Below are 26,007 nucleotides of genomic sequence, written 5' to 3'. Positions count from 1 at the left end.
TCCCTCGATTTAAGTTTCTCGTTTCCCAAAAGGTTCAATATTAAATGGTTGCTATATCATATGAAGGGAATGAAAGTTGGTAACTAAAATGTGCAGTTACCCAAAAAGATTCCGCCAGTAGAGAATCTAATTTTTTGGCACTGAAAAACGCCTATGATAAAATGAATATCATAATCCCAGAAAAACTTAAGGCAACATATAAACCAGACATTCCAGAAACGGAGCGATCTTATGGCTAACAAGAAATTTAACGGTTTTAAGAAAAAAGACTTTCAAGTTTTCACGATAGATGGATTAGAGGAAAGAATGGAAGCATTAAAGAATCAGATACAACCGAAATTCGAACAGCTTGGCCAGTATTTCGCACCTTCATTGACAGCAATGACAGGAGAAGAAATGCATTATCATGTAGCCAAGCACGCAAGAAGAACCAAGAATCCCCCCAAGGACTCCTGGGTGGCTTTCGGTAGTAGCCCCAGAGGCTATAAAATGCTCCCCCATTTTCAAATTGGCTTATGGGAAACACATGTATTTGTGTGGTTTGCGGTAATTTACGAAGCACCAATGAAGGAAGCCTTCGGTGAAACATTGCTACAGGATGTAAAGGGGATTCGAAAGCAGATACCATCCTATTACGTATGGTCCAAAGACCATACGAAACCTGAGGTGATTCACCAGAGCGAAATGACAGAAGAAACCCATAAAGAACTTTTTGAGCGTCTTATCAATGTAAAAAAGGCGGAAATTCTATGCGGCATTCAAATCCCGCAAGAGGAAGCGATTATGCTTTCAGGAGATGAAACCATTGCAAGAATCGAAGAAGCATTCCAGACCCTACGAGAACTTTATAACCTTTCCAAACAAGCCGTATAAGCAAAAAGAAAAACCCAAAAGAATTTTAGTCTTTTGGGTTTTTCAGTGTGTAGACAAAGTTATTTTATTCTATGGAATATGCACTAACCAGGTTGATCGCAGTGGAAGGCGCGCAGACTCCTGCGGGAGGAAGGGACAGGGAAGACCCCGCAAGGCGTAGCCTGAGGAGGCTTCCGGACCGCCCGCGGAAAGCGAAGCGCCTGGAACGGAGATCAACAGCTAGATGCAGTTTTAAATATCTTCAAAGCTTTGTCAACAGCCTGAAAAACCCAAAAGAATTTTAGTCTTTTGGGTTTTTTTCTGCTTACTTTGACATCATGATTCGTTCCCCTGGCTGCATGTCCTTTGCTTTTTTGACAGTTCGATAGACAGAGAATCCGCTTAATTCTTCATACTCGTTTGCCAGATTCCGCTCTTCAGCCTTACCCGGGACTATTTCTTTAAAGCGTCGGTACAAGCCTAATAGCTGATCACGCTCCACACCTTTACTATAAGTGAGCTCCACCGCCTCATACAATGCTATGACATCGACTATTTCATCTGTGGACCATTCATATGAAATCGGATAAGAGTAGTCCATTTGTTCACCTCTTTAATATGTATATTTGAAAAGTAAAGTATATCACTTTCTTCCTCTAGTTTGTCCACTTGCTTCTAATTATTTCCCCTTCATTTATCATTCTTGAGAGGAGCTCTCCAACAGTGGGAACATCGTCTATCAATCCCATAACCTGTCCTGCCCATGCATATCCTGAATCTGTTTTTCCATCATAAATAAATTGCTTATTGGCAGTCCCTGCGATATAATCCTTCAACCCCTCGTACCCTTTGCCTTCCTGTTCCAATGTTAATATCTGTTCAGTCCAAGAATTATGTAACGCCCTTGCCGGAGATCCTAAGCTTCTTTTTATGACCACTGTATCATTCTCTGTGCCTTTAACCAGCAACTCCTTGTAAACAGGATGAGCGTGAAGACATTCCTTTGTCGCTATGAATCTTGTGCCCATTTCTATCCCTTGTGCTCCAAGTGCCAATGCTGCCATTAACCCTCGACCATCTCCTATTCCACCTGAAGCGATTACAGGTATGCCTAAAGCGTCTACAACATTTGGTACGAGGACCATGGTTCCCAAATCATTCTTCCCGAGGTGCCCCCCTCCCTCTTGCCCAACGACCATCACTGCATCCGCACCTAGTTCCTCCGCTTTTTCAGCTTGCCTTCGTGCCGCTACCAGAACAAGCTTCTTGCAACTTGCACCTTCCAGTCTTTTGAAAATTGGAGCCGGGTTCCCCCCTGTCATAGAGATGACTGGAACTTTCTCTTCCAAAGCCACATCCAACATATGTTCAAACGGTCTTCCGTGCTGACCGATGGCATAGTTCACACCGAATGGTTTGTCCGTCATCTTTCTGACTTTCCTTATTTCCTCCCTCAAGAGCTCAGGAGTATCCAGACTCATTGCCGTAATTTGACCCAGTCCACCTGCATTCGAGACCGCTGCCGCAAGGTCCGCATATGCAAGATACGCCAAACCTCCTTGAATAATGGGGTATTCTATATTTAGAAGTTCAGTCACGCTTGTATTCCAATTCATCTCCAACCTTCCCCTTTCTTTGCCTCTTTAAATGTTTCTTTCTTTATAGACAAATCCCTGTTTTTTTCAACAAAATAATCAAAAGAAAAATCTATGCAATCATGAAGATAAATGCTATAATTTCACTTGTTTTATGTGGATATTTGTTCTACGTTTCTAGTTGCGTTAAGATATACGAAACCAAGATTATTTAAAGAGGTGCATAAGTAAGTTGACATATTCTCAAATTGATACACCATTATTTACTGGACTATTAAATCACGCCAAAAAAAATCCTGTTCAATTTCATATTCCCGGACATAAAAAGGGAGCTGGAATCGACCCTGAATTCCGTGAATTCATCGGCGATAACGCTCTTTCCATTGACTTAATCAATATTGGTCCACTTGATGATCTTCATCAACCGAAAGGAATGATTAAAGACGCACAGGACCTTGCAGCAAAAGCTTTCGGTGCCGATCATACTTTCTTCTCCGTTCAAGGTACCAGCGGGGCTATCATGACCATGGTGATGGCTGTTTGCGGTCCTGGAGAGAAAATCATTGTGCCAAGAAATGTGCACAAATCCGTAATGTCCGCCATCGTTTTTTCAGGTGCCGTTCCAATCTTTATTCACCCAGAGGTGGATAAAGAGCTCGGGATCTCCCATGGTATCACCACAGACTCCGTGGAAAGGGCTTTGAAACAGCATCCTGACGCAAAAGGTGTACTTGTCATTAATCCTACTTATTTCGGTATATCAGCTGATTTGAGTCAGATTGTAGAAATAGCCCATTCCTTTAATGTACCCGTACTTGTTGATGAAGCACATGGCGTTCATATCCATTTCCATGAGGAATTGCCTCTGTCTGCCATGCAGGCTGGTGCTGATATGGCTGCAACAAGCGTGCATAAACTGGGTGGTTCCATGACTCAGAGTTCTATCTTGAACGTCCGTGAAGGATTAGTTAATGTCAACCGAATTCAAAGCATTTTGAGTATGTTAACTACTACATCCACATCTTATCTCCTTCTTGCATCATTGGATGTGGCACGTAAACGCCTGGCAACGGAAGGGCATATGCTCATCGAGAAAACAATTGATTTGGCTAACAAAACGCGAAATGCAATAAATGAAATAGAATACCTTCATTGTATAGGTCCGGAAATTCTAGGAAGAAAAGCTACCTTCGATTACGATCCCACCAAATTGATCATTTCCGTTAAGAAGCTCAATCTGACTGGATATGATGTGGAGAAATGGCTTCGCAAAAAGTATAATATTGAAGTGGAATTATCCGACTTATACAATATCCTTTGCATTATTACACCTGGAGACTCCGATGTGGAAACTGGAATACTTTTGGATGCTTTAAAAGAACTTTCTGAGGAGTTCCTTCACCAAGCAGGAGACCCGGAGAAAGAAGTCAAAGTACTACTTCCTGATATCCCGGTACTTGCAATCGCACCGCGTGATGCATTTTACTCAGAGACGGAAATTGTGCCATTCGAAGAATCTGCAGGACGTATTATTGCAGAATTCATCATGGTCTATCCTCCTGGTATCCCTATTTTTACTCCTGGTGAAATTATCACGGAAGAAAACTTGGCCTATATAACCAAGACATTGGAAGTTGGCCTTCCCGTTCAAGGACCGGAAGATCATGAATTGAAAACCTTAAGAGTAATTAAAGAACATAAAGCAATCCGATAAATAGGAAAAGAGCAGGTTCCCCTCAATAGGAATCTGCTCTTTCATATATAATCTATGATTCTAGGCTAAATCTTCGCTTTTTTCAGAGCACTGACAATCTGGACATTTGGCATAGTAAGTCGTAACTTTTTCATCCTCAAAGTGATCTACTGCACTGTTACAAGTTTGACAAATGATTGTACCCATACCCTTCAACCTCTTCCCTTAAAGAAATTTTTTTGCAAAGCTGCCTTTAAAATGAAAGCGCTTTATGTTGTTAAATACATCATAAACCCTTTAATGTGTTATGTCAATAATTAAATTGTATAACACATTTAATACATAAATGGCCACCTTCCGATTAACTGGAAGATGGCCACATTAATTACCTCAATTATTCATTACTCATATTGCTCTTGAAACGGAATGGTAGGAATGGCTTCTGCAAAAAATTCTGCAAGGTCTTCTGCTTGCTCTTGTGAATCAATTCGGAATACATGCTGAAGGTGGTTTAAGTCAGTAATGTCTTTAGGGTCGAGGAGGGTGGAACGGCCAGTTTGCATACAGATGACGAGAGGCTTACCAAAAAACATATTCGTGTACACAATACCAAAATCATATCTAACATCTTTAGTCGTAAAGCCAACAAATCGAACTGGAACATTCTCATTGTTATCATAAAGCTTGTCAAATAAGTTCATAAGGTACCTCCTTTTAATTTTTTGGTTATTCAGAATATTATTATAACTTACACTTTAACACATTTGCAAGAATTTTCACTTAGTGATTGTCAGTTGTTTTGCCCTAATGCTAGAATAGTACTAGATGAATTTGTCATATTTAGGAGTGAATCTAATGGCCAGTAGCGCTTATATTAATTTAGTCCCCAAATCAAAAGAGAAAACGCTTACCGTAGAAGCCGTGAAGGAATTATTAAACTACTATAAAGAGATAACCTCTAAAACTGGAAAACAGTTGGGATGGGAATACAGTGAGGCAGCCTTTCCTTATGAAATTAAAGAAAAAACGGAAGGAAAAGATCAATGGTTTTATTTAAAAGGTACGGAGGATCGTTATAAGTTGATTCTTATCGGAGTAGGGACCCAACCGGAGGATTCCGAAGCGGCGGAGCCCCTATCTTACATACAGGTCACATTACATGACCAGAGTACCCATGGCGATAAAGGAAAGGCCAATGAGCTATGCAAGTTCCTAGCCAAAAAACTGGAGGCGGAGTTAAAACTCTTTTCAGGAAGTATCATGTATTATTATAAGCGCTAAAAACCAAAGAAAGCCCGCTATCTGAAATAGCGGGCTTTCTTTTTATTCTAACTCAGATGCTGCCTCGTCGGTTCCAATAAGATCCGGGTCCAGAATTTCGTAGTTTTTGGCTTGAAGACCCTTTACAATATCGGCTAATGCGTCTTTTGTCCACTCTCGGTCATGCATTAGTAGGTTACTGCCACTGCTAAGATATTCTGTATTCACCATAACATTTGCAAGTGCTTCGGCATCCATATATTCAGTCTCCCAATCAAAACCGTAAGTCCAATTCATCAGAATCATACCTTCCTGTTTGACAAGCTCTTGGGCATAGTCGGTATTGGTACCAAATGGAGCTCGAAAGAACCGGGGACGTTCCCCGATAATTTCCTCTACCTTATCACTTAGCAAGACAATTTCTTCATATTGTTCTTCTTCTGATAACTGTCTTAAGGATTTATGAGTCATAGTATGGTTTCCAATAGGAAATCCCATAGCATGAATTTCTTTGAGAGCGTTCTGTTCTTCTTCCGTTTCAAGGAAATGTCCGTTAACAAAGAATATCGCTTTCACGTTCAGTTCCTTAAGAATTGCCGCCATCTCCAACGCATATCTATCAGGAGCATCATCGATTGTCAATAACACAACCTCAGGATTAGCATCACTGATCGGTTCTAATGCCCAATTACTCTCGTTCACTATGTACTGGGGTTCTTTGAGCTCACTATCGGTTTCTTCTTTATCAATAGTGCCGGTATCTTCTTCAGTTTGTTTTTCTTCATACTCTTCATTTTCAGCTGGTTCTTCGTTCGTTGAAGCCGGAACATCTTCCTCTTCCGCATCTTCAGTAGATTCGTTTTCTTCTGTTTGACTATCTACTGCATTGGATTCTTGCTCTTCATTTACTTGTCCATTTTCCCCACAAGCTACTAGGAGGAGCAATAACAATGCAGATAGTACCCATTTTTTCATATTCTTTCCTCCATATGTAAGGTTCATCTTTAATCATACTAGCAAGTAGTATATGAAGGCAATGTTTTTCCAAGATATTTAAGCACGTCCAAGAACTGTTTTCAAATAATAGGATTTTCTTCCTTGCACCTAGCTGAAAACCAAATAGTAAAAAAGTCTCTGAAAACTAAAGTAGAAAATAAAACTGATTGCCGTGGTCAATGCTGCCTGCTCTTTTTTATGAGTAATTGATATGGCAAGTGTATAGCAAAGATAGATAAAAATACCCAAAAGGATCACTTTTGCCTGCATCTTGTCCCTGGCTGAAAACCATTCTATCAGACTATATGTTCCCCAAAAAATATTTTGTATTAAAAACACCACATAATTCTTCATAAAAGCAGCTCCTTACTGCATATTTCTATATATATATATCTATCCGATTTATCGCGAAAGAAGACCTTTGTAATAAATATGCTAATAAGGAGCATTCTATTTTTCAATTTTGTAACATTTCGATGACAAGTAAAGCTTACAATATTTTTAGTGGTAGAATAGCACCAAATAGAAATTAGATTTTCTATAATAGCTTTAAGTATGTTTTAATCAGAAAGTGAGGATTGCCATGATTAGAGGCTCGGTCATTTTTTTCACTTTGTCTTTTTTCATTTTATCTTCTTGTCAAGAAAATCAATCTATTACTCACATTCAATTTCCAGATGATGCCCATACACTTGTGTTTTTTTCGGATGAATCCAACTTACAAGATGAACATACATATTATGATGCCATCATTGATTTGAAGAATTCATTTCCAAATGAAGTAGCTAACTTGAAGGTAGTTCATTCTGAGAATGAAAAAATATTATATAAGCAGTTTAATGTAAAGTCGACCCCTTCTTTGATCGTCGTACACCATAACGAAGTAGTGACACACGTGGAAGGATCCAAACCAAAAGAGGACATTGTCGTTACCATTGAACAAGCTTTAAACGAAGCGGGTGATTCTACATATTAAGTTGTGGAATGCCTGCTTTTTTGTGTGCCCTCTGAAGCAATTCATATCACCAAAAAAGAGCCTCCGAAATGATCGGAGGCTCTTTAGTCAGTCAATTATTTTACAATGTGAATCGGGCTTCCCATTGCTACTTCTGCAGCTTCCATTGTGATTTCTCCCAATGTTGGATGCGCGTGGATAGTCATAGCAATATCTTCTGCTGTCATTCCAGCTTCGATAGCAAGACCAAGTTCAGCGATCATATCAGATGCGCTAGAACCGGCAATTTGAGCTCCAATGATAAGTCCATCTTCTTTACGGGTAACAAGTTTCAAGAAGCCGTCTGTCGCGTTTAATGCTAATGCACGCCCATTTGCAGCAAATGGGAACTTAGCAGCAACAATTTCAATACCTTCTTCTTTAGCTTGTGCTTCTGTATAACCGACAGATGCTAGTTCAGGTTCTGAGAATACTACAGCAGGAATTCCTAAGTAGTCGATCTCAGAAGGCTCTCCAGCAATAGCCTCAGCAGCAATCTTGCCTTCGTAAGAAGCTTTATGTGCTAGCGGTGGTCCCTCAACGATGTCACCAATTGCGTAAATATTAGAAACGCTGGTGCGGCATTGTTTGTCAATTTTCACAACACCACGATCTGTCATTTCCACACCAACTTGCTCAAGACCAAGCTCATCAGTATTTGGACGACGACCTACAGTAACCAATACGTAATCAGCGTCGATTGTTTGCTCTTCGCCTTTCACTTCGATCGTTACTTTCACGCCATCTTTTGTTTCCTCCACACCTTTAGCCATTGCTTTTGTGAAGATTTCCACGTTTCCTTTTTTCTTCAGGTTACGCTTTACTAGGGAGCTCATTTGTTTTTCAAATCCAGCCAATATCTCATCCGCAGCTTCGACAATGACAACTTCTGTTCCAAAGTTAGCGTATGCTGTACCAAGTTCTGTACCGATGTACCCTCCACCGATTACAACAAGTTTCTTTGGAATATCTTTAAGAGCCAATGCGCCAGTAGAATCAAGGACACGTTTCGAATACTTGAAAGTCGGGATTTCGATAGGGCGAGAACCTGTTGCAATGATACAGTTGTTGAACTTGTATGTTTGCGCAGAGTTATCGTCCATGATACGAACTGTGTTACCGTCTACGAAGTATGCTTCACCAGAAACGATGTCCACTTTGTTCCCCTTAAGTAGACCTTCTACTCCGCCAGTCAGTTTTTTCACTACTCCAGCTTTCCATTCTTGGACTTTAGAGAAATCCACTGTAACGTTCTCAGCTGTGATTCCCATATCTTCAGAATGTTTTGCTGTTTCATAGCGGTGACCTGCAGAAATTAATGCTTTGGAAGGGATACATCCAACATTTAGACATACTCCACCAAGTGTGTTTTTTTCCACGATTGTTACCTTTTGTCCCAGTTGAGCCGCGCGGATTGCAGCAACATATCCGCCAGGGCCCGAACCGATGACAAGCGTATCTACATCAATTGCGAAATCTCCTACTACCATTTATTAACCCTCCATTAACAATAATTGTGGATCGTTCAATAGGCGCTTGATATGGTTTAGCGCATTTTGAGCAGTAGCGCCATCAATCATACGATGGTCAAAGCTTAGTGATAATGCAAGAACCGGAGCCACTACAATTTCTCCGTCTTTCACTACAGGTTTTTCTGCGATACGGCCGATACCTAGAATCGCAACCTCTGGATGGTTAATAACCGGTGTGAACCATTGTCCACCAGCTGAACCGATGTTTGTGATTGTGCAAGATGCACCTTTCATTTCATCAGAAGCCAATTTACCGTCACGCGCTTTTCCAGCAAGTTCGTTGATTTCGTTGGAAATGGAGAAGATAGACTTTCTGTCCGCATCTTTAACGACAGGAACCAATAAGCCTTTCTCCGTATCAGCCGCGATACCGATGTTGAAATAATGCTTGTGTACAATTTCGTCTGTTGCATCATCTAGAGAAGTATTAAGTACAGGATACTCACGTAACGCAGATGTAAGTGCTTTAACTACGTATGGTAAGAATGTTAACTTAATTCCTTTGTCTGCTGCAACTGATTTGAATTTCTTACGGTGTGCAACAAGTTCTGTCACATCGATTTCATCCATCAATGTCACGTGTGGAGCAGTGTGCTTGGAATTAACCATCGCTTTTGCAATTGCACGACGCATTCCACTCATTTTCTCACGAGTTTCTGGGTATTGACCCTCTGGAATTGCTTGTTTCTCTTGTTTTGCTTTTGCTTTTGTTTCTTCTTTTGCTTCTGGAGCTGCTTCAGTAGAAGTAGTTTCTTCTGCTTTGGCACTGCCTCCACTTAAGAATGCATCTATATCGCTCTTAAGAACACGGCCATTGTCGCCGGAACCAGCTACTTGACGGATTTCAACGCCTTTTTCACGAGCATATTTACGAACAGATGGCATCGCGATTACACGTTTGTTTGGATCTACTTCCACTTGCTCCTGAGCGCCTGCGCCTGTTTCAGCTTTAGGCTCTTCTTTTGGAGCTTCCTCTTTTTTCACATCTTGACCAGCTTCAGCAGTTGCTTGAACTTGTCCTTCTGTTTTTTCATCAGACTTCGTTTCAGCATTTTCGTCATCGCTTCCGTGGTCGTCACCTTTGAACTTAAGGTCTTCATAACCAGGAGCATCAAGTGTAATAATGGTTTGTCCAACCGTACAAACAGTACCTTCATCCACTTTCAATTCCGTTACTTTTCCTTTTACAGGAGACGGAATTTCTACAACCGCTTTATCATTTTGCACTTCACAAAGTACATCATCTTCTTCGATTTCGTCACCTGGTTTTACGAACCACTTTACGATTTCACCTTCATGGATACCTTCACCGATATCTGGCAGTTTAAATTCGAATGCCACAGTATTCAACCTCCTATGATAGATAGCTTGTTTTCCTATTTACCGATAAATTGGAGAGCCCACTCTTTGCAAGGCTAAGAATGGACTTCTCGTGATTTAAATCGGACCTTGCCGATTTTGTATATATTTAATTAAAAGTTAAGAATTTTTTTAGCTGTTTCTAAAACGTCTTTATGGTTTGGTAACCATACGCTCTCAGCTTGAGAGAATGGGAATACAGTATCAGGAGCCGCAACACGTAATACCGGTGCTTCTAGGCTAAGGATAGCACGGTCATTGATTTCCGCTACGATGCTTGCACCAATTCCAGCTTGTTTTTGGGCTTCTTGAACAACGATTGCACGGCCAGTTTTCTCAACAGATGCAATGATTGTTTCAATATCCAATGGGCTGATTGTACGTATGTCGATTACTTCAGCAGAGACGCCATCTTTTTCAAGCTGTTCTGCTGCTTTTAAGCACTCATGAACCATAGCTCCGTAAGTGATCATTGTAATATCTGAGCCTTCACGTTTGATGTCGGCTTTACCGATTTCAATTGTGTACTCTTCTTCCGGTACCTCTTGACGGAAAGAACGGTATAATTTCATATGCTCTAAAAAGACAACCGGATCGTTATCTCGGATAGCAGAAATCAATAAACCTTTCGCATCATATGGAGTTGCAGGAATAACCACTTTAAGTCCTGGCTGTTGTGCCATAAGTCCTTCTAAGCTGTCAGCGTGAAGTTCAGGTGTGTGTACCCCACCACCGAATGGAGAACGAATAGTAACTGGTGCAGACCAGCGTCCACCTGTACGGTAACGCATACGTGCAAGTTGTCCACTGACGGAGTCCATAACTTCATATACGAATCCGAAGAATTGGATTTCCATTACAGGACGGAAGCCAGTTACGCCGAAGCCGACAGCAAGTCCACCGATTCCTGATTCTGCAAGTGGCGTATCAAATACGCGGTCTTCACCGAATTCAGCTTGAAGACCTTCAGTTGCACGGAAAACCCCACCGTTTTGACCAACGTCTTCACCGAAAAGCAAGACGTTTTCATCATTTTTCAATTCTGTGCGTAACGCATCAGTGATTGCTTGAATCATAGTCATTTGCGCCATGGCTTACTTCGACTCCTTCTCTTTGTAAATTTCATTTTGCTCTTTTAAGTTATGTGGAAGCTCTTCGTACATGAAAGAGATTAAGTCTGTAACTTTTTGTTTTGGTTGGTCATCTGCTTTCTTGATGGCAACCTTGATATCTTCTTTCGCTTCTTCGATTACTTTGTTCTCTTCATCCTCGCTCCAGATTCCTTTGTTTTCAAGGAATTTACGGAAGCGTACCAAAGGATCTTTCTTTTCCCACTCATCATCAAGTTCGGAAGTACGGTAACGAGTAGGGTCATCTCCTGCCATTGTATGTGGACCATAACGGTAAGTTAATGTTTCAATCAACGTTGGACCTTCCCCGTTCACTGCGCGCTCACGTGCATCAAGTGTTGCTGCGTAAACTGCAAGTGCATCCATTCCATCTACCTGAATCCCAGGGATACCGGCTGCTACTGCTTTCTGAGCAATCGTTCCTGCAGCAGATTGCTTTTCAACTGGAGTGGAGATTGCAAAACGGTTGTTTTGTACAACAAAGATAGCTGGCGCTTGATAAGCTCCTGCGAAGTTCAAGCCTTCATAGAAGTCACCTTGAGATGCTCCACCGTCTCCTGTGTATGTAATTGCTACATTCTTTTTCCCTTTTTTCTTCAATCCAAGTGCAACACCTGCTGTTTGGATAATTTGTGCTCCGATGATGATTTGAGGTGGTAATAGGTTAACACCCTCCGGCATCTGGTTTCCGTGGAAGTGACCACGGGAGAATAAGAATGCTTGATATAAAGGAAGACCATGCCAGATCATCTGTGGCACATCACGGTATCCTGGTAAAATGAAATCATCGCTTTCCAATGCAAACTGAGAAGCCAATTGGGAAGCTTCCTGACCGGCAGTTGGAGCGTAGAAACCTAAGCGCCCTTGTCTGTTCAAGCTAATGGAACGTTGATCAAGTACGCGAGTATATACCATACGGCGCATTAATTCTTTTAATTGGTCATCACTTAATTCAGGCATTGCAGCTTCATTTACTACTTCGCCTTCTTCATTCAAGATTTGGAACGTTTGGAATTGTTCTTCCACTTTCGCTTTCTGCTGCTTTGGATCAAATTTAGCGTTTTTAGTTTTTGCAGCCATCTACGTCACCTCTTCCTTTCTATTAAGAGAACTATTTAATACATCATTACATACAAAAATAGGTTACCCAAAAACGTGTTTTAAAAGACATTTTTCTGTTTGTGATGCAAAAACGTATTTTTCCTCTTTTTGCCGCTTGCAACTTTTAGTATAGCAAGCGAAATATTATCCTGTATTAATGTTTCCAAGAAAAATATTAATACAACTTTTCACCAAGGTCAAGTTTACAATACACTGAATAATTCCGTCAATATCTTTGCTTGCATTAACTTTTTTCTCACCAGTTAATGTAAAGAATTTTTTTTGAAATTCAATCTGTACTAATACAATTATCCACACTGTATTATATTAGCTTCCTTTCAACACGCTGTAATTATTTTATAATAATATTTAGTCACTATTCATCCCATTCCCGCTATCGTTTAAACTTAACCATTCCATAAGTTGTGACTATTCTGGCATATGAAAAAAGATTCAAAAATAAAAACCCACAGAAGAATTACCTCTTCCATGGGTTACACTACGTTAATTATTATAGGTTACATCCAAACCTGATTTTTCATAAAAATTCAATTTCTTCTCATTATATTGTTCTGTATATTCATTGAAGGAATCATTTGCTTCATTAATTTTCTCGTATTTTTCATTTAAGTTATTAATTTGCAATTGTAATTCTTCCAGTGTAAGATCTTCTGTCTGGAATAGTTCATACATTGCTTTTTCAATCACCATTGATTCCATATAGTGATTCCATAAAGTCATATAAGCTTCATAACGTTGTTCCATAAGTTGATACAAGGATTGTGCTTCTTTTTTCAGTTCTTCATCTTCGAGCGATTCCATGGAAGCTTTTACTTCTTCAAATTCTTCGCGTGCAGCCTCAATACTCTTTTTCTCTTCTTCCATTGCGGCTTCTTTTTGTTCTACCAATGCAAGCCCTTCTTGTGAAAGTTTGACAATCTGATCAAACTCTTTCATTCCAAGACTTAAAATCTCTTCATAAATGGCAGATTCCTCTTTTTCCAATTCCAATAAAGGTTCTTGTTGTTCTTCAAAGCTCGCCTCAAGTTCCACTACCTTTTCCAATGTCTGAAAGATCTCCTGCTCAGGAGATTCTCCGTTTGTACAACCGGATAAGAATAGGGAAAAAGCTAGAGCACCAGAACATAATGTGCTTTTCCAAAAACGCAATTTAAATCCCCCTAACATCTCTTCTCTTTAACTATAAATTTTATTGCTAATTTTTACAATATTAAATTGGTTAGTAGAATAAAATAATCTTGATCAGATGAATTGTTTTATCTACTACTATGCTTTTGTTAAAATATATCGTGATTCATAATAGTTACCATATATACTGATGTATAGAGTATATTATATGTATTAAGGATAGGAGTGAAATCATGCTTACAACCAAAGATATCATAAAGGAAGGACATCCTACATTAAGAACTGTAGCAAGTGATGTCGCACTTCCGCCTTCATACGAAGATGCCGCAATACTTGCAAAAATGATGGAGTACCTTCAAAATAGTCAGAACCCGGAAATATCCATGCAATACAATTTGCGTCCAGGTGTGGGGTTGGCAGCTCCACAAATTAATGTTCTAAAAAAAATGATTGCGGTTCATATCTCAGATGAAACTGGGAAATTACATAGCTATGCACTCTTCAACCCGAGGATTATCAGCCACTCTGTAGAAAGAAGTTATCTTACTTCGGGGGAAGGTTGCCTGTCAGTTGAAAGGGACGTACCAGGTCTTGTACCAAGATATGCCAGAGTGACAGTTAAAGCAACCACCTTGCAGGGTGAAGAAATTAAATTGAGACTGAAAGGTTTGATTGCAATCGTATTCCAGCATGAAATTGATCATTTACATGGAGTCATGTTCTATGATCATATCAATCAGCAGAACCCTTTCCAACCACCTGAAGGGGCCCTGCCGATTGAACGGTAAAAATAAACATATAAAAAGCCTGATCGACTAGCGATCAGGCTTTTTATACTGCAGGCTAACTCTCATACTTTTTTGTCTTGGGACTTGCCATTCCCCGGTTGGTTTGCGAACTTACTACACTAAGATCTAACCGACTTGTTTAGCAACCCCACAAGTTCCAGACCGTGAATAATACCATCTTCCCCTACATCCTTTGTAACATGGTTGGCAACTTTAAATAATTCCGGATGGGAATTTCCCATCGCAATACCTGTACCAACAAAATCAATCATTTCCACATCATTCAATCCGTCTCCAAATGCAAACACATTCTCCTTTTTAAAAGGCAATCTCTCAAGCATCCTTTGGATTCCAATCGCTTTTGATCCTCCTCTAGGCAGAATATCGGTAGAATATTGGTGCCAGCGGATAAAGTGAAAAGCATCATAGGAATCAACATAGGTTTGTTGCTCATTATCTTCTATAAACAATAACGCCTGATAGATTTCCGTTTCATCAAGGAATGAAGGTCCGAATTCAGGATGTGTAAACTTTAAACTTCCCATACTTTCATGAATAAAAGGGTGATTTTCTACATTTGCCTTCATTGTTTCATGATTTAAATAGACAAGGGGATGAGACAATTTCTCAGAGTTTACACGGAGCTCATGCATTTTTTCAGCATTAAGGGGATTTTTGTAGACAACTTCCCCTTCAAAGACAACATATTGTCCGTTAAAACTTACAAATGTATGGATATCCAATTCTTTTCGTAAATCCTCGAACATGAAAGGAGCTCTTCCTGTAGCGATTGCCACATACACACCCTGTTTTTTTAATTCTTTTACTGCTCTCTTTGTTGATTCAGGCAATTCTTTCTCATGATTAAGTAATGTACCATCTATATCAAAAAACACTATCTTCTTTTCATTTTTTTCCATCTTAACCACCTTACTCTTTTTAGACTGCGACTTTCTTTACCACTTTTTGTTTTTTAGCTTTTGTTTTATACGATGACAAATATACACCACTGAAGATGAGAATTAAACCGATAAGCATATGAGGTGTTATTTTCTCATTCAGTAAAAGGCTTCCCCAAAGCATAGCAGTGATTGGTACTAAATAAGTCACTAGCGATGCGAATTCCGCACTACCCTCTTTCACCATGAAATAATAGAGAAGGTAGGCGAAGCCTGAACCAAAGACTCCAAGACCAATTAGGGAAAATAAAATGTCGATGTTACCGACTGACAAGAATCCGGCTGGTTGAAAAAACGCCATCATAATACCCGACATCACCCCTGCCATTGCAAGGGTAGTGAACGAGATCACAGTAATAGGAATGTTTTGCAAATATCGTTTACTTAGATGTGCTCCAAATCCATAACAGATAGTGGCGCCCAACATGGTACCTACACCCAGAAGATTATCCTGAAACAATTGAAACAGGTTCAATTCCAATAGAACCATGATCCCGAAGAAACCTACTACAACTCCTAACCATTGCATCTTTTCCATTTTACTTCCAAATATGGTAAAACCGATTAAAATGGTCCATATCGGTGTAGTGGCGTTGACCACAGATGCGAGACTGCTACTTATCGTTGTTTCACTTACTGCTATTAGCGCCCAAGGAAGAGCGTTATTAAGCAATCCAATGAAGATAATTGGAATAAGCGGGAGTTTTCTTAACGTATTGATTTTATTTTGAATAATAAGTAATACAAACAGCGTACCAGCTCCAAAGACACACCGCCAGAAAACAACGCCCCATACACCTAGATCCACTACAAGTAATTTAATAAATAGAAAGGACATTCCCCATATCAAACTTAGTGTCAATAATGCCAGATATAAACGCTTCATCTTACTTTACCACCTTGTATTTTTAGGGTATCGAAATAAAAGTTTATTCTAACCTACATGAAGTAAGCGTTTTCTGTCAATTAAAAGTTCATGCAACCAACACAGATAAATAATTGCAACGAGCGCCTTATTCCCAATATACCATTTATATGTTACTCTAAATGTAACCATACTTGATTCTGCGTACATTGTTCAGACGTGAAAAGACATTCCTTATGTACTGAAATTTCGTATATTTACCAGCAACATATTTATCTGTTTGTCGCATATTAACTAGTAACAAACAGTTCGTACCTTGAGTACAAGGAGTGAATGCTTATGTTAAGAAGACTCAGAAAGAAAATACTGCGTAGAATGAACAATATCCTCAAACGAAAAACGATCGCTTAATTCTTTACGTTGATGAGTCCTTCTATTCTCGAAGGGCTCTTACATATTTTAACGGCGAAAAATTTTACAAAGAAACCTTTGATAACTATAATAGGATTAAGATTTCATGAATTTTTTACATACACTTTTCGCTTTATAATGCTTTTAAATCTTATATTTTGGAGAAAATAGAAAAAGCCTCTTCTAGAAAAACATGAAATCTTCACTAATATCGTATATAATATAGGTTAATAATGGCTTTTTAGCCAATGACCGGCTATATAGATATTTCTAGGAAGCATTATTCAGTTACGCGTTGTCTTTTTGTAAGGAGAAAAGCTTTGTAGCTTGACACAAGATAGTGGGTCGACGGACACTTCCGCACTTTTCCCTTGCATAAAATAACTATATATACCCTTTCTCCCCTGCTGTCGCAAGAGTAGCGGAGAGATGGCCAGAATTTTTTTAAGGAGAGATATGAATGTTGTTTAAAGTGTATTACCAGGAAGACGTTGCTGAAGCACCAGTAAGAGAAAAAACGGAGTCTCTTTTTTTAGAAGCTTCTGCAGTCTTTGAGGTCCGCAGAAAACTGAAGGACAAGCCTTATAACATAGAATTTATCCAGCCTGTATCAGGGGAGTTCTATGAGTATGAAAAACAATCTGAAAACTTTAAAGTATTGGAGATCTGATAGACAATGAAATTTGTAAAAAACAATCAAGCAGCAGTATTCGCTTTAGGCGGACTGGGTGAGATCGGGAAGAACACCTATGCAGTCCAGTTCCAGGATGAAATTATCCTGATCGACGCTGGAATCAAGTTTCCTGAAGATGAACTACTGGGAATCGACTACGTTATTCCTGACTATACCTATCTTGTGAAAAACCAAGAAAAAATCAAAGGTCTTTTCGTTACCCATGGACACGAAGACCATATCGGCGGTATCCCTTACCTACTACGCGAAGTGGACATTCCTGTCTACGGAGGAAAGCTTGCTCTTGGACTAATCAAAAACAAGCTAGAAGAGCATGGACTGCTACGCAAAGCAAAATTAATCGAAATTCAGGAAGATGATATCATCAAGTTCCGTAAAACTTCGGTGACATTCTTCCGCACCACACACAGTATCCCTGATTCTTACGGAGTTGTTGTGAAAACACCTCAAGGGAACATTGTACACACAGGTGACTTCAAGTTTGACTTCACTCCAGTCGGAGAACCTGCAAACTTGACGAAAATGGCTGAAATAGGTAAAGAGGGTGTCCTTTGCTTATTATCCGACAGCACAAACAGTGAAATCCCTGATTTCACTATGTCAGAGCGTCGTGTTGGAGAAAGCATCCAGGACATCTTCCGCAAAGTGGATGGTCGTGTAATCTTTGCTACTTTCGCATCCAACATTCACCGTCTACAACAAGTGGTGGAAGCTGCTGTTGCTCATGGCAGAAAAGTGGCAGTCTTTGGCCGCAGTATGGAAGCTGCCATTAATATTGGTCAAGAGCTTGGGTATATCCAGGCACCTAAAGATACATTCATTGAAACAAACCAGATTAACCGGATGCCGGCAAACAAAATCACTATTCTTTGTACCGGTAGCCAAGGTGAACCGATGGCTGCTCTATCCAGAATCGCCAACGGTACTCACCGTCAGATTCAAATCATTCCTGGGGACACGGTTGTATTCTCCTCTTCCCCTATCCCAGGAAACACATTGAGTGTAAACCGTACGATTAACTTGCTGTTCCGTGCAGGAGCTGATGTTATCCACGGATCATTAAGCGACATCCATACTTCTGGTCATGGTGGTCAGCAGGAGCAAAAGCTTATGCTTCGCTTGATCAAACCTAAATACTTCATGCCAATTCATGGTGAATACCGCATGCAGATTACCCACAAGCAACTTGCGATTGATTGTGGAGTACCTGAAGAGAACTGCTTTATCATGGACAACGGCGAAGTGCTTGCGCTTAGCGAAGATGAAGCATCTGTTGCAGGGAAAATCCCTTCTGGAAATGTGTACATTGACGGAAATGGAATTGGAGACATCGGAAACATCGTATTACGTGACCGCCGTATCCTTTCTGAAGAAGGTCTTGTAGTTGTGGTTGTAAGCATTAACATGAAAGATTTCCGCATTGCTTCCGGTCCGGACATTATCTCACGTGGTTTCGTCTATATGAGAGAATCCGGCGATTTAATCAATGACGCACAGTCCTTGATTTCCAAGCACCTGAATAAGATCATGGAACGCCGCACTACACAGTGGTCCGAAATTAAGAACGAAATTACGGATACTCTTGCTCCATTCCTTTATGAGAAAACAAAACGCCGTCCGATGATCCTTCCTATTATCATGGAAGTTTGATGTTGGATTAGATGAAACTCCCCTGACCTTTTGGTCAGGGGAGTTTTTTTGCCATTGGAAATTGAATTTCTTTTGGAATAAAGAAATACTTATGAGCTCAATATGCTGTGATTGTTATTTTTCAAAGGATGATTATAACAAATTTTTCGGTTATTGTAACTTTTTCGAGTGTTATTATGACTTTTTGATCCGTTATTGTAATATTTCGGAATTCGGAAGGGTATTTTTCAGGAATAAAATAGAAAAACCAGCAAAGGTCTCCCCTCACTGGTATGCCACTTTATTCTTCCACAACATTTTTCTCGAATCGCGTAATGTCCGTGTCAGCCCCGATAACGATTAGGATATCACCCTGCCTGATGGGGTCGGTGGCTTGAGGAGAAACTATAATGTCTCTTCCACGTTTTATTGCAACGATATTAATCCCATATTTTGCACGTATGTCCAGATCAATTAACGTGTTACCATCAAGACGGCGACTTGCTACAATCTCCACAATACTATGTTCATCAGAAAGCTCCAGATAGTCCAGAACGTTATTGGATACGATATTATGGGCAATACGTCTACCCATGTCACGCTCTGGATGGACCACCTGATCAGCTCCGATCCGACTTAATACTTTTTCATGATAATCATTTGTGGCTTTAACAGTAATATGCTTAACCCCTAATTCCTTTAAAATTAACGTGGTCAAAATACTCGCTTGTATATTATCACCGATTGCAACAATCACGTGGTCAAAGTTTCTGATTCCAATACTCTTGAGCACCGCTTCGTCAGTTGTGTCTCCTACAACTGCATGTGATGCGATATTGGCAAACTGATTTACTTTTTCCTCATCATTATCAATGGCGAGCACCTCTACTCCCTCATCACTTAATGCCTGTACCATGCTTCCCCCAAAACGCCCAAGGCCTATTACGGCAAACTCTTTTCTCTTCAACGGTTCTTCCCCCATTTACAAAGGTTATGTATAGATACTATTGTATCACAATCCTTTATTTTCTAGATTTAAAAAATATTCTTCGAATCATATTTTTATATAATCATTGAATTAACATTCTAAAAAGTGTAAAATTACACATATAATATAAAAAAGGAGCATCCATCTTCGATGATGAATCAAAACGAAGCAATTTCCTTAATATCAAGTAAAATTAAGCTAATTCGAACGGAACATGACTATACACAAGATCGGATGGCGGAAATCTTGGGAATCTCTAAGAAGACGCTAGTCCAAATTGAAAAAGGTAGAAACTTAGCTGGCTGGACCGTTTGTGCAGCTACTTGCGCCCTATTCAGAGAAAGCCAAGTATTATCTTCAGTACTCGGTGCTGATCCATTAGAAGTTATGGAAACAATCGCACACGAGAAGATTGATGCACCTAGGGATAAGACTATGGGCGGCAAAGTCTGGTGGAAAGAGGTGAAAACGCAAGGCACATTCCGCCTGCAACAAAATGTTATCAGCCAGCATTATAGAATTCTTGATGAAATGGACTTCCGCTGGTACAGCTCTTTTGAAAAAGAAGATGCGATACACAGGTTGCACGAGCTATCAGCACAAAAGAAAGAAGAATGAGTTAATGGATGTCAATATTGTCCTTCTGATTGCTGTCCTCTGCCCTATTTTTCTGGCTGCTTGCTATATTACTGAAAAGATTGAGTATCATTGATCAAATTATGTATAGGGATCGGCTCTAGTTGTAGCTTTAATTTCATGAAATGGCCTCCTTCATTGCAGATACTTGCAAAACGAGGTCATTTTGTTGGAAATATATGGATTCTTAATAATTTGATGTGATTTTTTGTATAATTGGATAGGTTTTTTGCATACTTTGACCACTTATTTGTATAATTCCCCCCTTTTTTCGATTAATTACCTTTATCGGCATTCAGGCGCCCAGTATCAAATAATTTATAAAAAGACATCGGCTCAAAAACCGATGTCTCTTTTTATTCTCAGCTTACATCCTGCATCGTAAACTGCGCTTTAACTAAGTGGTAATAGATACCACCGTGTTCCATCAGCTTATCATGATTACCCTGCTCCATGATGTTCCCATGGTCAAGGACAATGATGTTATCAGCTTCCCGTATAGTGGAAAGTCGGTGAGCGATAATAATTGCTGTACGTCCCTTCAAAAGCTGTTTAAGAGCAGTTTGTATCTTCACTTCCGTTTCAGTATCGATACTTGCTGTTGCTTCATCCAGTATGATGATGCTAGGGTCTGCTAGGAGTGCACGGGCAAAGGAAATCAATTGTCTTTCCCCGACGGAAAGGACATTTCCTCGTTCCTCCACTTCAGTGTCATACCCGTTTTTGAGTCGTTCAATAAATTCGTTTGCTCCTACCGCTTCAGCAGCTGCTTTTACCTCTTCATCTGTTGCAGTCGGGCGGCCAAATCGGATGTTGTCATTGATCGTTCCCGAGAATATGAATGTGTCCTGAAGCACGACACTTATTTGTGAACGAAGGCACTGTAAGGAGATATCACGGATGTTGTGTCCATCAATCTTCACTTCTCCACCTGTTGCGTCATAGAACCTTGATATCAAGTTGGCAATTGTCGTTTTACCGGATCCTGTGTGACCAACCAGCGCTACAGTCTGCCCCGCTTCCATTTTCAACGAAATTCGATTAAGCGCCGTACGTTTACTGTCATAGGAGAACTCTACATTTTTAAACTCAATCTCCCCTTGGATTGTTTCCAGGTTGATTGCATCGGCTTTCTCATCGACAATCGGCTTCTCATCGAGAAATTCAAAAATACGTTCGGACGATGCCATACCAACAAGCAACATATTGTAAAGCTGGCCTAGTCTAGAAATCGGCTCCCAGAACATTCCTAAATAGAATGCAAAGGAAATGAATATCCCTACCGTCAGGGAACTAGAACCACCTGACATGCTTACCTGAATGAGATAAGCCCCAAACCAGATAAGGATTGCAGTTCCTACGGCATTGGTCATCTCGACAAAAGGACGGAAAATCGCATTCTGTCTTGTCGCATTTTTCCAGGATTCGAAGTTTTCCGTATTGATGCGGTCAAAGAATCCCATGTTTTCTCGTTCTTGTGTAAATGATTGTGTTACTCGTACACCTTGTATGCTCTCATTCAGATGCGAGTTCAGCATGGATTGCTTTATACGGACATCCTGCCACGCTCTTCTGATTTTTCTACGAAGACTTGTTGAGATAAAGAACATGATCGGTAGGATTATTAAGATTGCAGTTGCCAATTCCGGACTTAATGCAAATAGAATAACCACGATACCAATCAATAAAATGAAGTCCATTAAAAGATTAATTACGCCATTTGTAAACAATTCCTGCAGCGAGTTAATATCATTCATGATACGAACAAGGATGGATCCGGCCGAACGCTGATCGAAAAAGCGATGAGACAACCCTTGAACGTGGGTGAACAAATGCTTCCTTAAATCATAGATGACGTTTTGGCCGAGCATGTTCATCCATCTGATCCTCAATGCGTTCGCCACATAAGAAATGACATAAAGAACGGAAATGATGATAGAAAGATTTACTAACATATTAATGTCTTTCTGTTTTATGGCAATATCAAACAAGTATTTACCGATAATAATCGGGATCGCCAACCTGACCGCTGTAGCTATTAACATCGTAATGATGGCAAGCGGTAGCAATGTTTTGGAATATGGCTTCATATAAGAGAACAGTCGCCACATCTGTTGCCAGTTGAACGGTTTCTCGATAGCCTGGTCGGTAGAATAGTAGAATCTCTTTTTTACGTTATCGTTCAGTTCGATTTTTTGTTTTTTGCGCACTCTTTTTCACCTGCCTTCAGTTAGTCTGAGCTTCCAAAACCGTTTTTTGGTCCTTATACTGGATGTCATATATTCTCCGGTATGCCCCATTCTTTTGGACAAGCTCGTCATGTGTTCCACGCTCCACCACTTTACCTTCTTCCAACACAAGAATCTCGTCAGCGTGTTTTAAGGATGAAATACGATGGGCGATTATAAATGTAGTCCTGCCCGCTAAGGCCGCCTTTAATTCTCTTTGTATATTAAACTCTGTTTGCATATCAACCGCACTTGTTGCATCATCAAGAACCAGAATACTTGGATCCAGTATCAGGGCACGAGCGATGGCAATACGTTGTTTCTGTCCACCGGATAATCCCATCCCTCTTTCCCCTAACATGGTGTCATAACCATCTGGCAACTCCATGATAAATTCGTGAGCCTGTGCCATTTTCGCTGCACGGACAATCTCTTCCATTGATGCATTCGGTCTTCCATATGCAATATTTGATTTGATTGTGGAAGAAAACAAGAATGACTCCTGTAAGACGAAACCAATCTGATTTCTTAGAGAATACAAAGAATATTTATTCACTTCTTCCCCATCAATCAAGATTCTTCCGGACTGCGGTTCGTAAAATCTTGTAATCAATTGTGTAATACTTGTTTTACCCGATCCTGTTGCCCCGATCAAGCCGATCTGCTTTCCAGGAGTTGCGTCAAATGACACATTTTCAAGTGCCGTTTTGTCTTCATTCGGGTAACTAAATGTGACGTCCTCAAAGGTTACATGCCCCCTTAAATTCGGTACATCCTTTGCATCAGGTGAGTCCTGTATATCCTCTTCCGCTTCCAATATTTCCAAAAGACGCTCCCCGGAAGCTTTTGCCTGTGAGAACTGATTGATAACAAACCCCAAGTTGGCTATTGGCCAGACGATGTACCAAACCAAACTGAAGAATGCGACAAGCTCCCCTCCAGTTAACTGGCCGTTGATAACCAAATAACCACCGAAGCCAAGGAGTCCCACAACACAGGCGTTACCGATAAGCTCCATCAGAGGAAAGAACTTTGCCCAGATGTTTGCAGTCGTAATGTATTTGTCTTTGTAGTCAACATTTGAGTTATTGAATTTGCTGATTTGATAATCTTCACGTGATAAAGATTTTACAGTATTGATTCCACTGATATTCTCTTGGACATTTGTATTCAATTTTCCAAAAGACTTCCTAATTCCACGAAAGGCAGGGTGAACCCTTTTATCAAATCGGAAGGTGACAAATGCCAAAAATGGCATTGCCAACAAAGTTACAAACGTTAATGCTACTGAATAGTAGAACATTAAGCCCAAACTGATGGTAACTAGTAGAACAAACCTGATCAGTTCGGCAAACCCAAAAGATAGGAAAAATCGGAATCCTTCTACATCCGCAGTTAACCTCGACATCAAATCCCCTGTTTTCGCATTGTCATAGTATCGAAACGGCAAAAATTGTAGTTTTTCATACAATTCGTTTCGAAGGCGATAAACGGAACGAATTCCGAACATGTCACCCAAGAATTGATTGAAATAAGTAAATAACCCCTTTAGTGCCATGATTCCAATGAAGCCAAGTGCAATATATGGGACATATTGGAATTGTTGTTTTTCAATCACTTCATCAATAGTCAACTGTAAAATGACCGGATAGATGACAGTAATGAGTGTTACCAGCAGCAAAAAGATCAATGATATATAGAAATTTCTGCGATATGGCCAGTAAAACTCTTTCAGTTTCTTAAAAGTCTCCACATGTATTCCCTCCTTTGTTTACTCATGCTGGAAAATATAAGATAGTATCTAATATATCGAGTTTCGAAATATTTATCCAGTCTTTTTTGGAAAAATTTAAATTATTTATATTATTATTTTATTTGTTCTTGTTGGACATTGTAAGTGACACGAAGACGGAAGTTTTCTACATCTTTAGACGGAGAGAAGTGAACAACTTACGAAGGTATGACAGGAGAGATATGTATGAATATACCCGCAAAAAGAGGATTACCTAAGAACGGTAATCCTCTGAACTAATCTCAAACTTTATTTCTCCATTTCACCCAATACGCGATTCACACGCTTCTCAAGCATCTTCATTCCACTTCCGCCAGCCTGGAAGTGTCGAAGATTTCCTTCAGCGTCAAATACATAATATGCTGGTACATACTGATTCTCAAACGCATCTGTCAGCTTATGTTCACTGTCCACGAAAATCGGTTGCGTGATATCATGTTCACTAGCCGTCTTTTTAATGGAATCCAGATTCAAATCGTCCTCTGAACGTGGCATGTGAACAGCAATAACATTCAACTTGTCTTTATAGTTATCTCGAAACTCATTCACTTGCGGCATCGCTTCTTTACATAGGTGGCAGCTTACTGACCAGAAATGTATTAGTGTTGGCTTTTCTCCGGTCAAGTCTTCTTTTGTCACCTGACCATTTAACCATTCTGTCGCGCCTGTCAATTCAGGCATCGGAGAGCGTAATTTCATAGGTTCAAAACCTCCTAATCAAATATGTAGTGCAAGAAAAGGCCTAACGAGAACGTTAGACCTTATTTTTGGTTTCTAGAATTTATAATGTAGCTTGTCCAGGCTTCCAGTTAGCCGGGCAAAGTCCACCTGTTTGCAATGCTTGAAGTACACGAAGTGTTTCTTCTACATCACGGCCAATGTTGTTATGGAATACTGTTTGGTATTGAAGTTCACCTTCTGGGCTGATGATGTATAATCCACGTAGTGCGATTCCTTCGTCTTCAATAAGAACTCCGTAGTCACGAGATACAACGTGGTTAGTGTCAGCTGCTAAAGGATATCTTAACTCGCCAAGACCATTGTCTTTGCGATCAGTATTGATCCAAGCTAAGTGAGTATGGATAGTATCAGTAGATACACCAATGATTTCTGCATCCAAGTCTTCGAATTCATCGTAGCGATCAGACATTGCAGTGATTTCAGTCGGGCAAACGAACGTGAAATCCATTGGGTAGAAGAAAAGAACTGTCCATTTATCGTTTTTCATATTTTCTTCCAAGCTTACTTTTCCAAATTCTTTGTTTGGTAATACAGCGTCCATTTCAAAACGTGGAGCCTGTTTACCTACCATGCGTTCTGCCATTTGTAAATCCCTCCAAGTTGTAATTTCTTTCA

At 40.0% G+C, this 26,007-nt stretch carries 26 protein-coding genes; 8 read left to right on the top strand and 18 right to left on the bottom strand.

Annotated elements, in window-relative coordinates; genetic code table 11:
* Positions 1-231 precede the first annotated feature (231 nt).
* Positions 232-873: a DUF1054 domain-containing protein gene (locus tag AB685_RS11380; RefSeq protein ID WP_047970714.1), complete on the top strand. Its 642-nt coding sequence runs from the start codon at positions 232-234 to the stop codon at positions 871-873.
* 304 nt (positions 874-1,177) lie between these two features.
* Here AB685_RS11380 and AB685_RS11375 read toward each other — a convergent pair whose 3' ends face one another.
* Positions 1,178-1,453, bottom strand: a complete 276-nt coding sequence (locus AB685_RS11375; protein ID WP_047970713.1) for a UPF0223 family protein — start codon at positions 1,451-1,453, stop codon at positions 1,178-1,180.
* A gap of 55 nt (positions 1,454-1,508) precedes the next feature.
* On the bottom strand, positions 1,509-2,468 hold the full coding sequence (locus tag AB685_RS11370; protein WP_047970712.1) for a nitronate monooxygenase family protein: 960 nt from the start codon (positions 2,466-2,468) through the stop codon (positions 1,509-1,511).
* 211 nt (positions 2,469-2,679) lie between these two features.
* Here AB685_RS11370 and AB685_RS11365 point away from each other — a divergent pair, with 211 nt between their 5' ends.
* Positions 2,680-4,161 (top strand): aminotransferase class I/II-fold pyridoxal phosphate-dependent enzyme, encoded by a 1,482-nt coding sequence (locus tag AB685_RS11365; RefSeq protein WP_047970711.1) that lies wholly within the window; start codon positions 2,680-2,682, stop codon positions 4,159-4,161.
* Between the two features lie 60 nt (positions 4,162-4,221).
* Here the strand turns inward: AB685_RS11365 and AB685_RS30290 are convergent, their stop codons facing one another.
* A complete protein-coding gene (locus tag AB685_RS30290; protein ID WP_010192775.1) occupies positions 4,222-4,347 on the bottom strand; it encodes a GapA-binding peptide SR1P in 126 nt (41 codons plus the stop codon).
* 194 nt (positions 4,348-4,541) lie between these two features.
* Positions 4,542-4,841 carry a DUF3055 domain-containing protein gene (locus AB685_RS11360; protein WP_047970710.1) on the bottom strand — a complete coding sequence of 100 codons (300 nt, stop codon included), beginning with the start codon at positions 4,839-4,841 and terminating at the stop codon, positions 4,542-4,544.
* Positions 4,842-4,995: 154 nt separating this feature from the next.
* On the opposite strand from AB685_RS11360, the gene AB685_RS11355 reads away from it, so the two are divergent.
* Positions 4,996-5,421 carry a DUF1885 family protein gene (locus tag AB685_RS11355; protein ID WP_047970709.1) on the top strand — a complete coding sequence of 142 codons (426 nt, stop codon included), beginning with the start codon at positions 4,996-4,998 and terminating at the stop codon, positions 5,419-5,421.
* A 42-nt stretch (positions 5,422-5,463) separates the two neighbouring features.
* Here the strand turns inward: AB685_RS11355 and AB685_RS11350 are convergent, their stop codons facing one another.
* The gene (locus tag AB685_RS11350) at positions 5,464-6,375 is read right to left on the bottom strand and encodes a polysaccharide deacetylase family protein (RefSeq protein WP_047970708.1); all 912 of its coding nucleotides are present in this window, start codon (positions 6,373-6,375) and stop codon (positions 5,464-5,466) included.
* Positions 6,376-6,504: 129 nt separating this feature from the next.
* Positions 6,505-6,750, bottom strand: a complete 246-nt coding sequence (locus tag AB685_RS11345; protein WP_047970707.1) for a hypothetical protein — start codon at positions 6,748-6,750, stop codon at positions 6,505-6,507.
* A gap of 259 nt (positions 6,751-7,009) precedes the next feature.
* On the opposite strand from AB685_RS11345, the gene AB685_RS11340 reads away from it, so the two are divergent.
* The gene (locus AB685_RS11340; RefSeq protein WP_198530496.1) at positions 7,010-7,372 is read left to right on the top strand and encodes a hypothetical protein; all 363 of its coding nucleotides are present in this window, start codon (positions 7,010-7,012) and stop codon (positions 7,370-7,372) included.
* A gap of 95 nt (positions 7,373-7,467) precedes the next feature.
* On the opposite strand, the gene lpdA is transcribed toward AB685_RS11340, so the two are convergent.
* The 5 genes from lpdA to AB685_RS11315 all read right to left on the bottom strand — a co-directional run bounded on the left by lpdA (position 7,468) and on the right by AB685_RS11315 (position 13,682).
* Complete coding sequence (gene lpdA, locus AB685_RS11335; protein WP_047970705.1) at positions 7,468-8,880, bottom strand: dihydrolipoyl dehydrogenase; 1,413 nt, start codon at positions 8,878-8,880, stop codon at positions 7,468-7,470.
* A 3-nt stretch (positions 8,881-8,883) separates the two neighbouring features.
* Entirely contained in the window at positions 8,884-10,263 is a 1,380-nt protein-coding gene (locus AB685_RS11330; protein WP_047970704.1) for a dihydrolipoamide acetyltransferase family protein, read from the bottom strand.
* A 131-nt stretch (positions 10,264-10,394) separates the two neighbouring features.
* Positions 10,395-11,372, bottom strand: coding sequence for an alpha-ketoacid dehydrogenase subunit beta (locus AB685_RS11325; protein WP_047970703.1), 978 nt, complete (start codon positions 11,370-11,372; stop codon positions 10,395-10,397).
* Between the two features lie 3 nt (positions 11,373-11,375).
* A complete protein-coding gene (gene pdhA / locus AB685_RS11320; protein ID WP_047970702.1) occupies positions 11,376-12,491 on the bottom strand; it encodes a pyruvate dehydrogenase (acetyl-transferring) E1 component subunit alpha in 1,116 nt (371 codons plus the stop codon).
* A 525-nt stretch (positions 12,492-13,016) separates the two neighbouring features.
* Entirely contained in the window at positions 13,017-13,682 is a 666-nt protein-coding gene (locus AB685_RS11315) for a YkyA family protein (RefSeq protein ID WP_047970701.1), read from the bottom strand.
* Between the two features lie 212 nt (positions 13,683-13,894).
* Here AB685_RS11315 and def point away from each other — a divergent pair, with 212 nt between their 5' ends.
* A complete protein-coding gene (gene def, locus AB685_RS11310; protein ID WP_047970700.1) occupies positions 13,895-14,449 on the top strand; it encodes a peptide deformylase in 555 nt (184 codons plus the stop codon).
* A 119-nt stretch (positions 14,450-14,568) separates the two neighbouring features.
* On the opposite strand, the gene AB685_RS11305 is transcribed toward def, so the two are convergent.
* Both AB685_RS11305 and AB685_RS11300 read right to left on the bottom strand, forming a co-directional pair.
* Complete coding sequence (locus AB685_RS11305; RefSeq protein WP_047970699.1) at positions 14,569-15,369, bottom strand: Cof-type HAD-IIB family hydrolase; 801 nt, start codon at positions 15,367-15,369, stop codon at positions 14,569-14,571.
* Between the two features lie 19 nt (positions 15,370-15,388).
* Positions 15,389-16,294 carry a DMT family transporter gene (locus AB685_RS11300; RefSeq protein ID WP_047970698.1) on the bottom strand — a complete coding sequence of 302 codons (906 nt, stop codon included), beginning with the start codon at positions 16,292-16,294 and terminating at the stop codon, positions 15,389-15,391.
* 850 nt (positions 16,295-17,144) lie between these two features.
* Here AB685_RS11300 and AB685_RS11295 point away from each other — a divergent pair.
* On the top strand, positions 17,145-17,354 hold the full coding sequence (locus AB685_RS11295; RefSeq protein WP_047970697.1) for a DNA-directed RNA polymerase subunit epsilon: 210 nt from the start codon (positions 17,145-17,147) through the stop codon (positions 17,352-17,354).
* 6 nt (positions 17,355-17,360) lie between these two features.
* A complete protein-coding gene (rnjA, locus tag AB685_RS11290; protein ID WP_047970696.1) occupies positions 17,361-19,028 on the top strand; it encodes a ribonuclease J1 in 1,668 nt (555 codons plus the stop codon).
* A 280-nt stretch (positions 19,029-19,308) separates the two neighbouring features.
* Here the strand turns inward: rnjA and AB685_RS11285 are convergent, their stop codons facing one another.
* The gene (locus AB685_RS11285) at positions 19,309-19,989 is read right to left on the bottom strand and encodes a TrkA family potassium uptake protein (protein WP_128755848.1); all 681 of its coding nucleotides are present in this window, start codon (positions 19,987-19,989) and stop codon (positions 19,309-19,311) included.
* A 159-nt stretch (positions 19,990-20,148) separates the two neighbouring features.
* Here AB685_RS11285 and AB685_RS11280 point away from each other — a divergent pair, with 159 nt between their 5' ends.
* Positions 20,149-20,613 (top strand): helix-turn-helix domain-containing protein, encoded by a 465-nt coding sequence (locus tag AB685_RS11280; protein ID WP_047970962.1) that lies wholly within the window; start codon positions 20,149-20,151, stop codon positions 20,611-20,613.
* 380 nt (positions 20,614-20,993) lie between these two features.
* On the opposite strand, the gene AB685_RS11275 is transcribed toward AB685_RS11280, so the two are convergent.
* The 4 genes from AB685_RS11275 to AB685_RS11260 all read right to left on the bottom strand — a co-directional run bounded on the left by AB685_RS11275 (position 20,994) and on the right by AB685_RS11260 (position 25,975).
* On the bottom strand, positions 20,994-22,841 hold the full coding sequence (locus AB685_RS11275; RefSeq protein ID WP_047970694.1) for an ABC transporter ATP-binding protein: 1,848 nt from the start codon (positions 22,839-22,841) through the stop codon (positions 20,994-20,996).
* A 16-nt stretch (positions 22,842-22,857) separates the two neighbouring features.
* Entirely contained in the window at positions 22,858-24,612 is a 1,755-nt protein-coding gene (locus AB685_RS11270) for an ABC transporter ATP-binding protein (RefSeq protein WP_047970693.1), read from the bottom strand.
* Positions 24,613-24,900: 288 nt separating this feature from the next.
* A complete protein-coding gene (locus AB685_RS11265; RefSeq protein ID WP_047970692.1) occupies positions 24,901-25,350 on the bottom strand; it encodes a redoxin domain-containing protein in 450 nt (149 codons plus the stop codon).
* Between the two features lie 82 nt (positions 25,351-25,432).
* On the bottom strand, positions 25,433-25,975 hold the full coding sequence (locus tag AB685_RS11260) for a peroxiredoxin (RefSeq protein ID WP_047970691.1): 543 nt from the start codon (positions 25,973-25,975) through the stop codon (positions 25,433-25,435).
* Positions 25,976-26,007 lie beyond the last annotated feature (32 nt).

The sequence above is a fragment of the Bacillus sp. LL01 genome (genome assembly GCF_001037965.1).
Note: the sequence above shows the minus strand (reverse complement) of the source record. Positions and strands in the feature narration are given on the sequence as shown.

Coding starts and splice junctions, on each gene's coding strand:
- AB685_RS30290 (WP_010192775.1), bottom strand. CDS start 4,347: ATGGGTACAATCATTTGTCAAACTTGTAACAGTGCAGTAGATCACTTT.
- def (WP_047970700.1), top strand. CDS start 13,895: ATGCTTACAACCAAAGATATCATAAAGGAAGGACATCCTACATTAAGA.
- AB685_RS11350 (WP_047970708.1), bottom strand. CDS start 6,375: ATGAAAAAATGGGTACTATCTGCATTGTTATTGCTCCTCCTAGTAGCT.
- pdhA (WP_047970702.1), bottom strand. CDS start 12,491: ATGGCTGCAAAAACTAAAAACGCTAAATTTGATCCAAAGCAGCAGAAA.
- AB685_RS11360 (WP_047970710.1), bottom strand. CDS start 4,841: ATGAACTTATTTGACAAGCTTTATGATAACAATGAGAATGTTCCAGTT.
- AB685_RS11265 (WP_047970692.1), bottom strand. CDS start 25,350: ATGAAATTACGCTCTCCGATGCCTGAATTGACAGGCGCGACAGAATGG.
- AB685_RS11375 (WP_047970713.1), bottom strand. CDS start 1,453: ATGGACTACTCTTATCCGATTTCATATGAATGGTCCACAGATGAAATA.
- AB685_RS11370 (WP_047970712.1), bottom strand. CDS start 2,468: ATGAATTGGAATACAAGCGTGACTGAACTTCTAAATATAGAATACCCC.
- AB685_RS11345 (WP_047970707.1), bottom strand. CDS start 6,750: ATGAAGAATTATGTGGTGTTTTTAATACAAAATATTTTTTGGGGAACA.
- AB685_RS11355 (WP_047970709.1), top strand. CDS start 4,996: ATGGCCAGTAGCGCTTATATTAATTTAGTCCCCAAATCAAAAGAGAAA.
- lpdA (WP_047970705.1), bottom strand. CDS start 8,880: ATGGTAGTAGGAGATTTCGCAATTGATGTAGATACGCTTGTCATCGGT.
- rnjA (WP_047970696.1), top strand. CDS start 17,361: ATGAAATTTGTAAAAAACAATCAAGCAGCAGTATTCGCTTTAGGCGGA.
- AB685_RS11295 (WP_047970697.1), top strand. CDS start 17,145: ATGTTGTTTAAAGTGTATTACCAGGAAGACGTTGCTGAAGCACCAGTA.
- AB685_RS11260 (WP_047970691.1), bottom strand. CDS start 25,975: ATGGCAGAACGCATGGTAGGTAAACAGGCTCCACGTTTTGAAATGGAC.
- AB685_RS11325 (WP_047970703.1), bottom strand. CDS start 11,372: ATGGCGCAAATGACTATGATTCAAGCAATCACTGATGCGTTACGCACA.
- AB685_RS11285 (WP_128755848.1), bottom strand. CDS start 19,989: ATGGGGGAAGAACCGTTGAAGAGAAAAGAGTTTGCCGTAATAGGCCTT.
- AB685_RS11280 (WP_047970962.1), top strand. CDS start 20,149: ATGAATCAAAACGAAGCAATTTCCTTAATATCAAGTAAAATTAAGCTA.
- AB685_RS11300 (WP_047970698.1), bottom strand. CDS start 16,294: ATGAAGCGTTTATATCTGGCATTATTGACACTAAGTTTGATATGGGGA.
- AB685_RS11305 (WP_047970699.1), bottom strand. CDS start 15,369: ATGGAAAAAAATGAAAAGAAGATAGTGTTTTTTGATATAGATGGTACA.
- AB685_RS11380 (WP_047970714.1), top strand. CDS start 232: ATGGCTAACAAGAAATTTAACGGTTTTAAGAAAAAAGACTTTCAAGTT.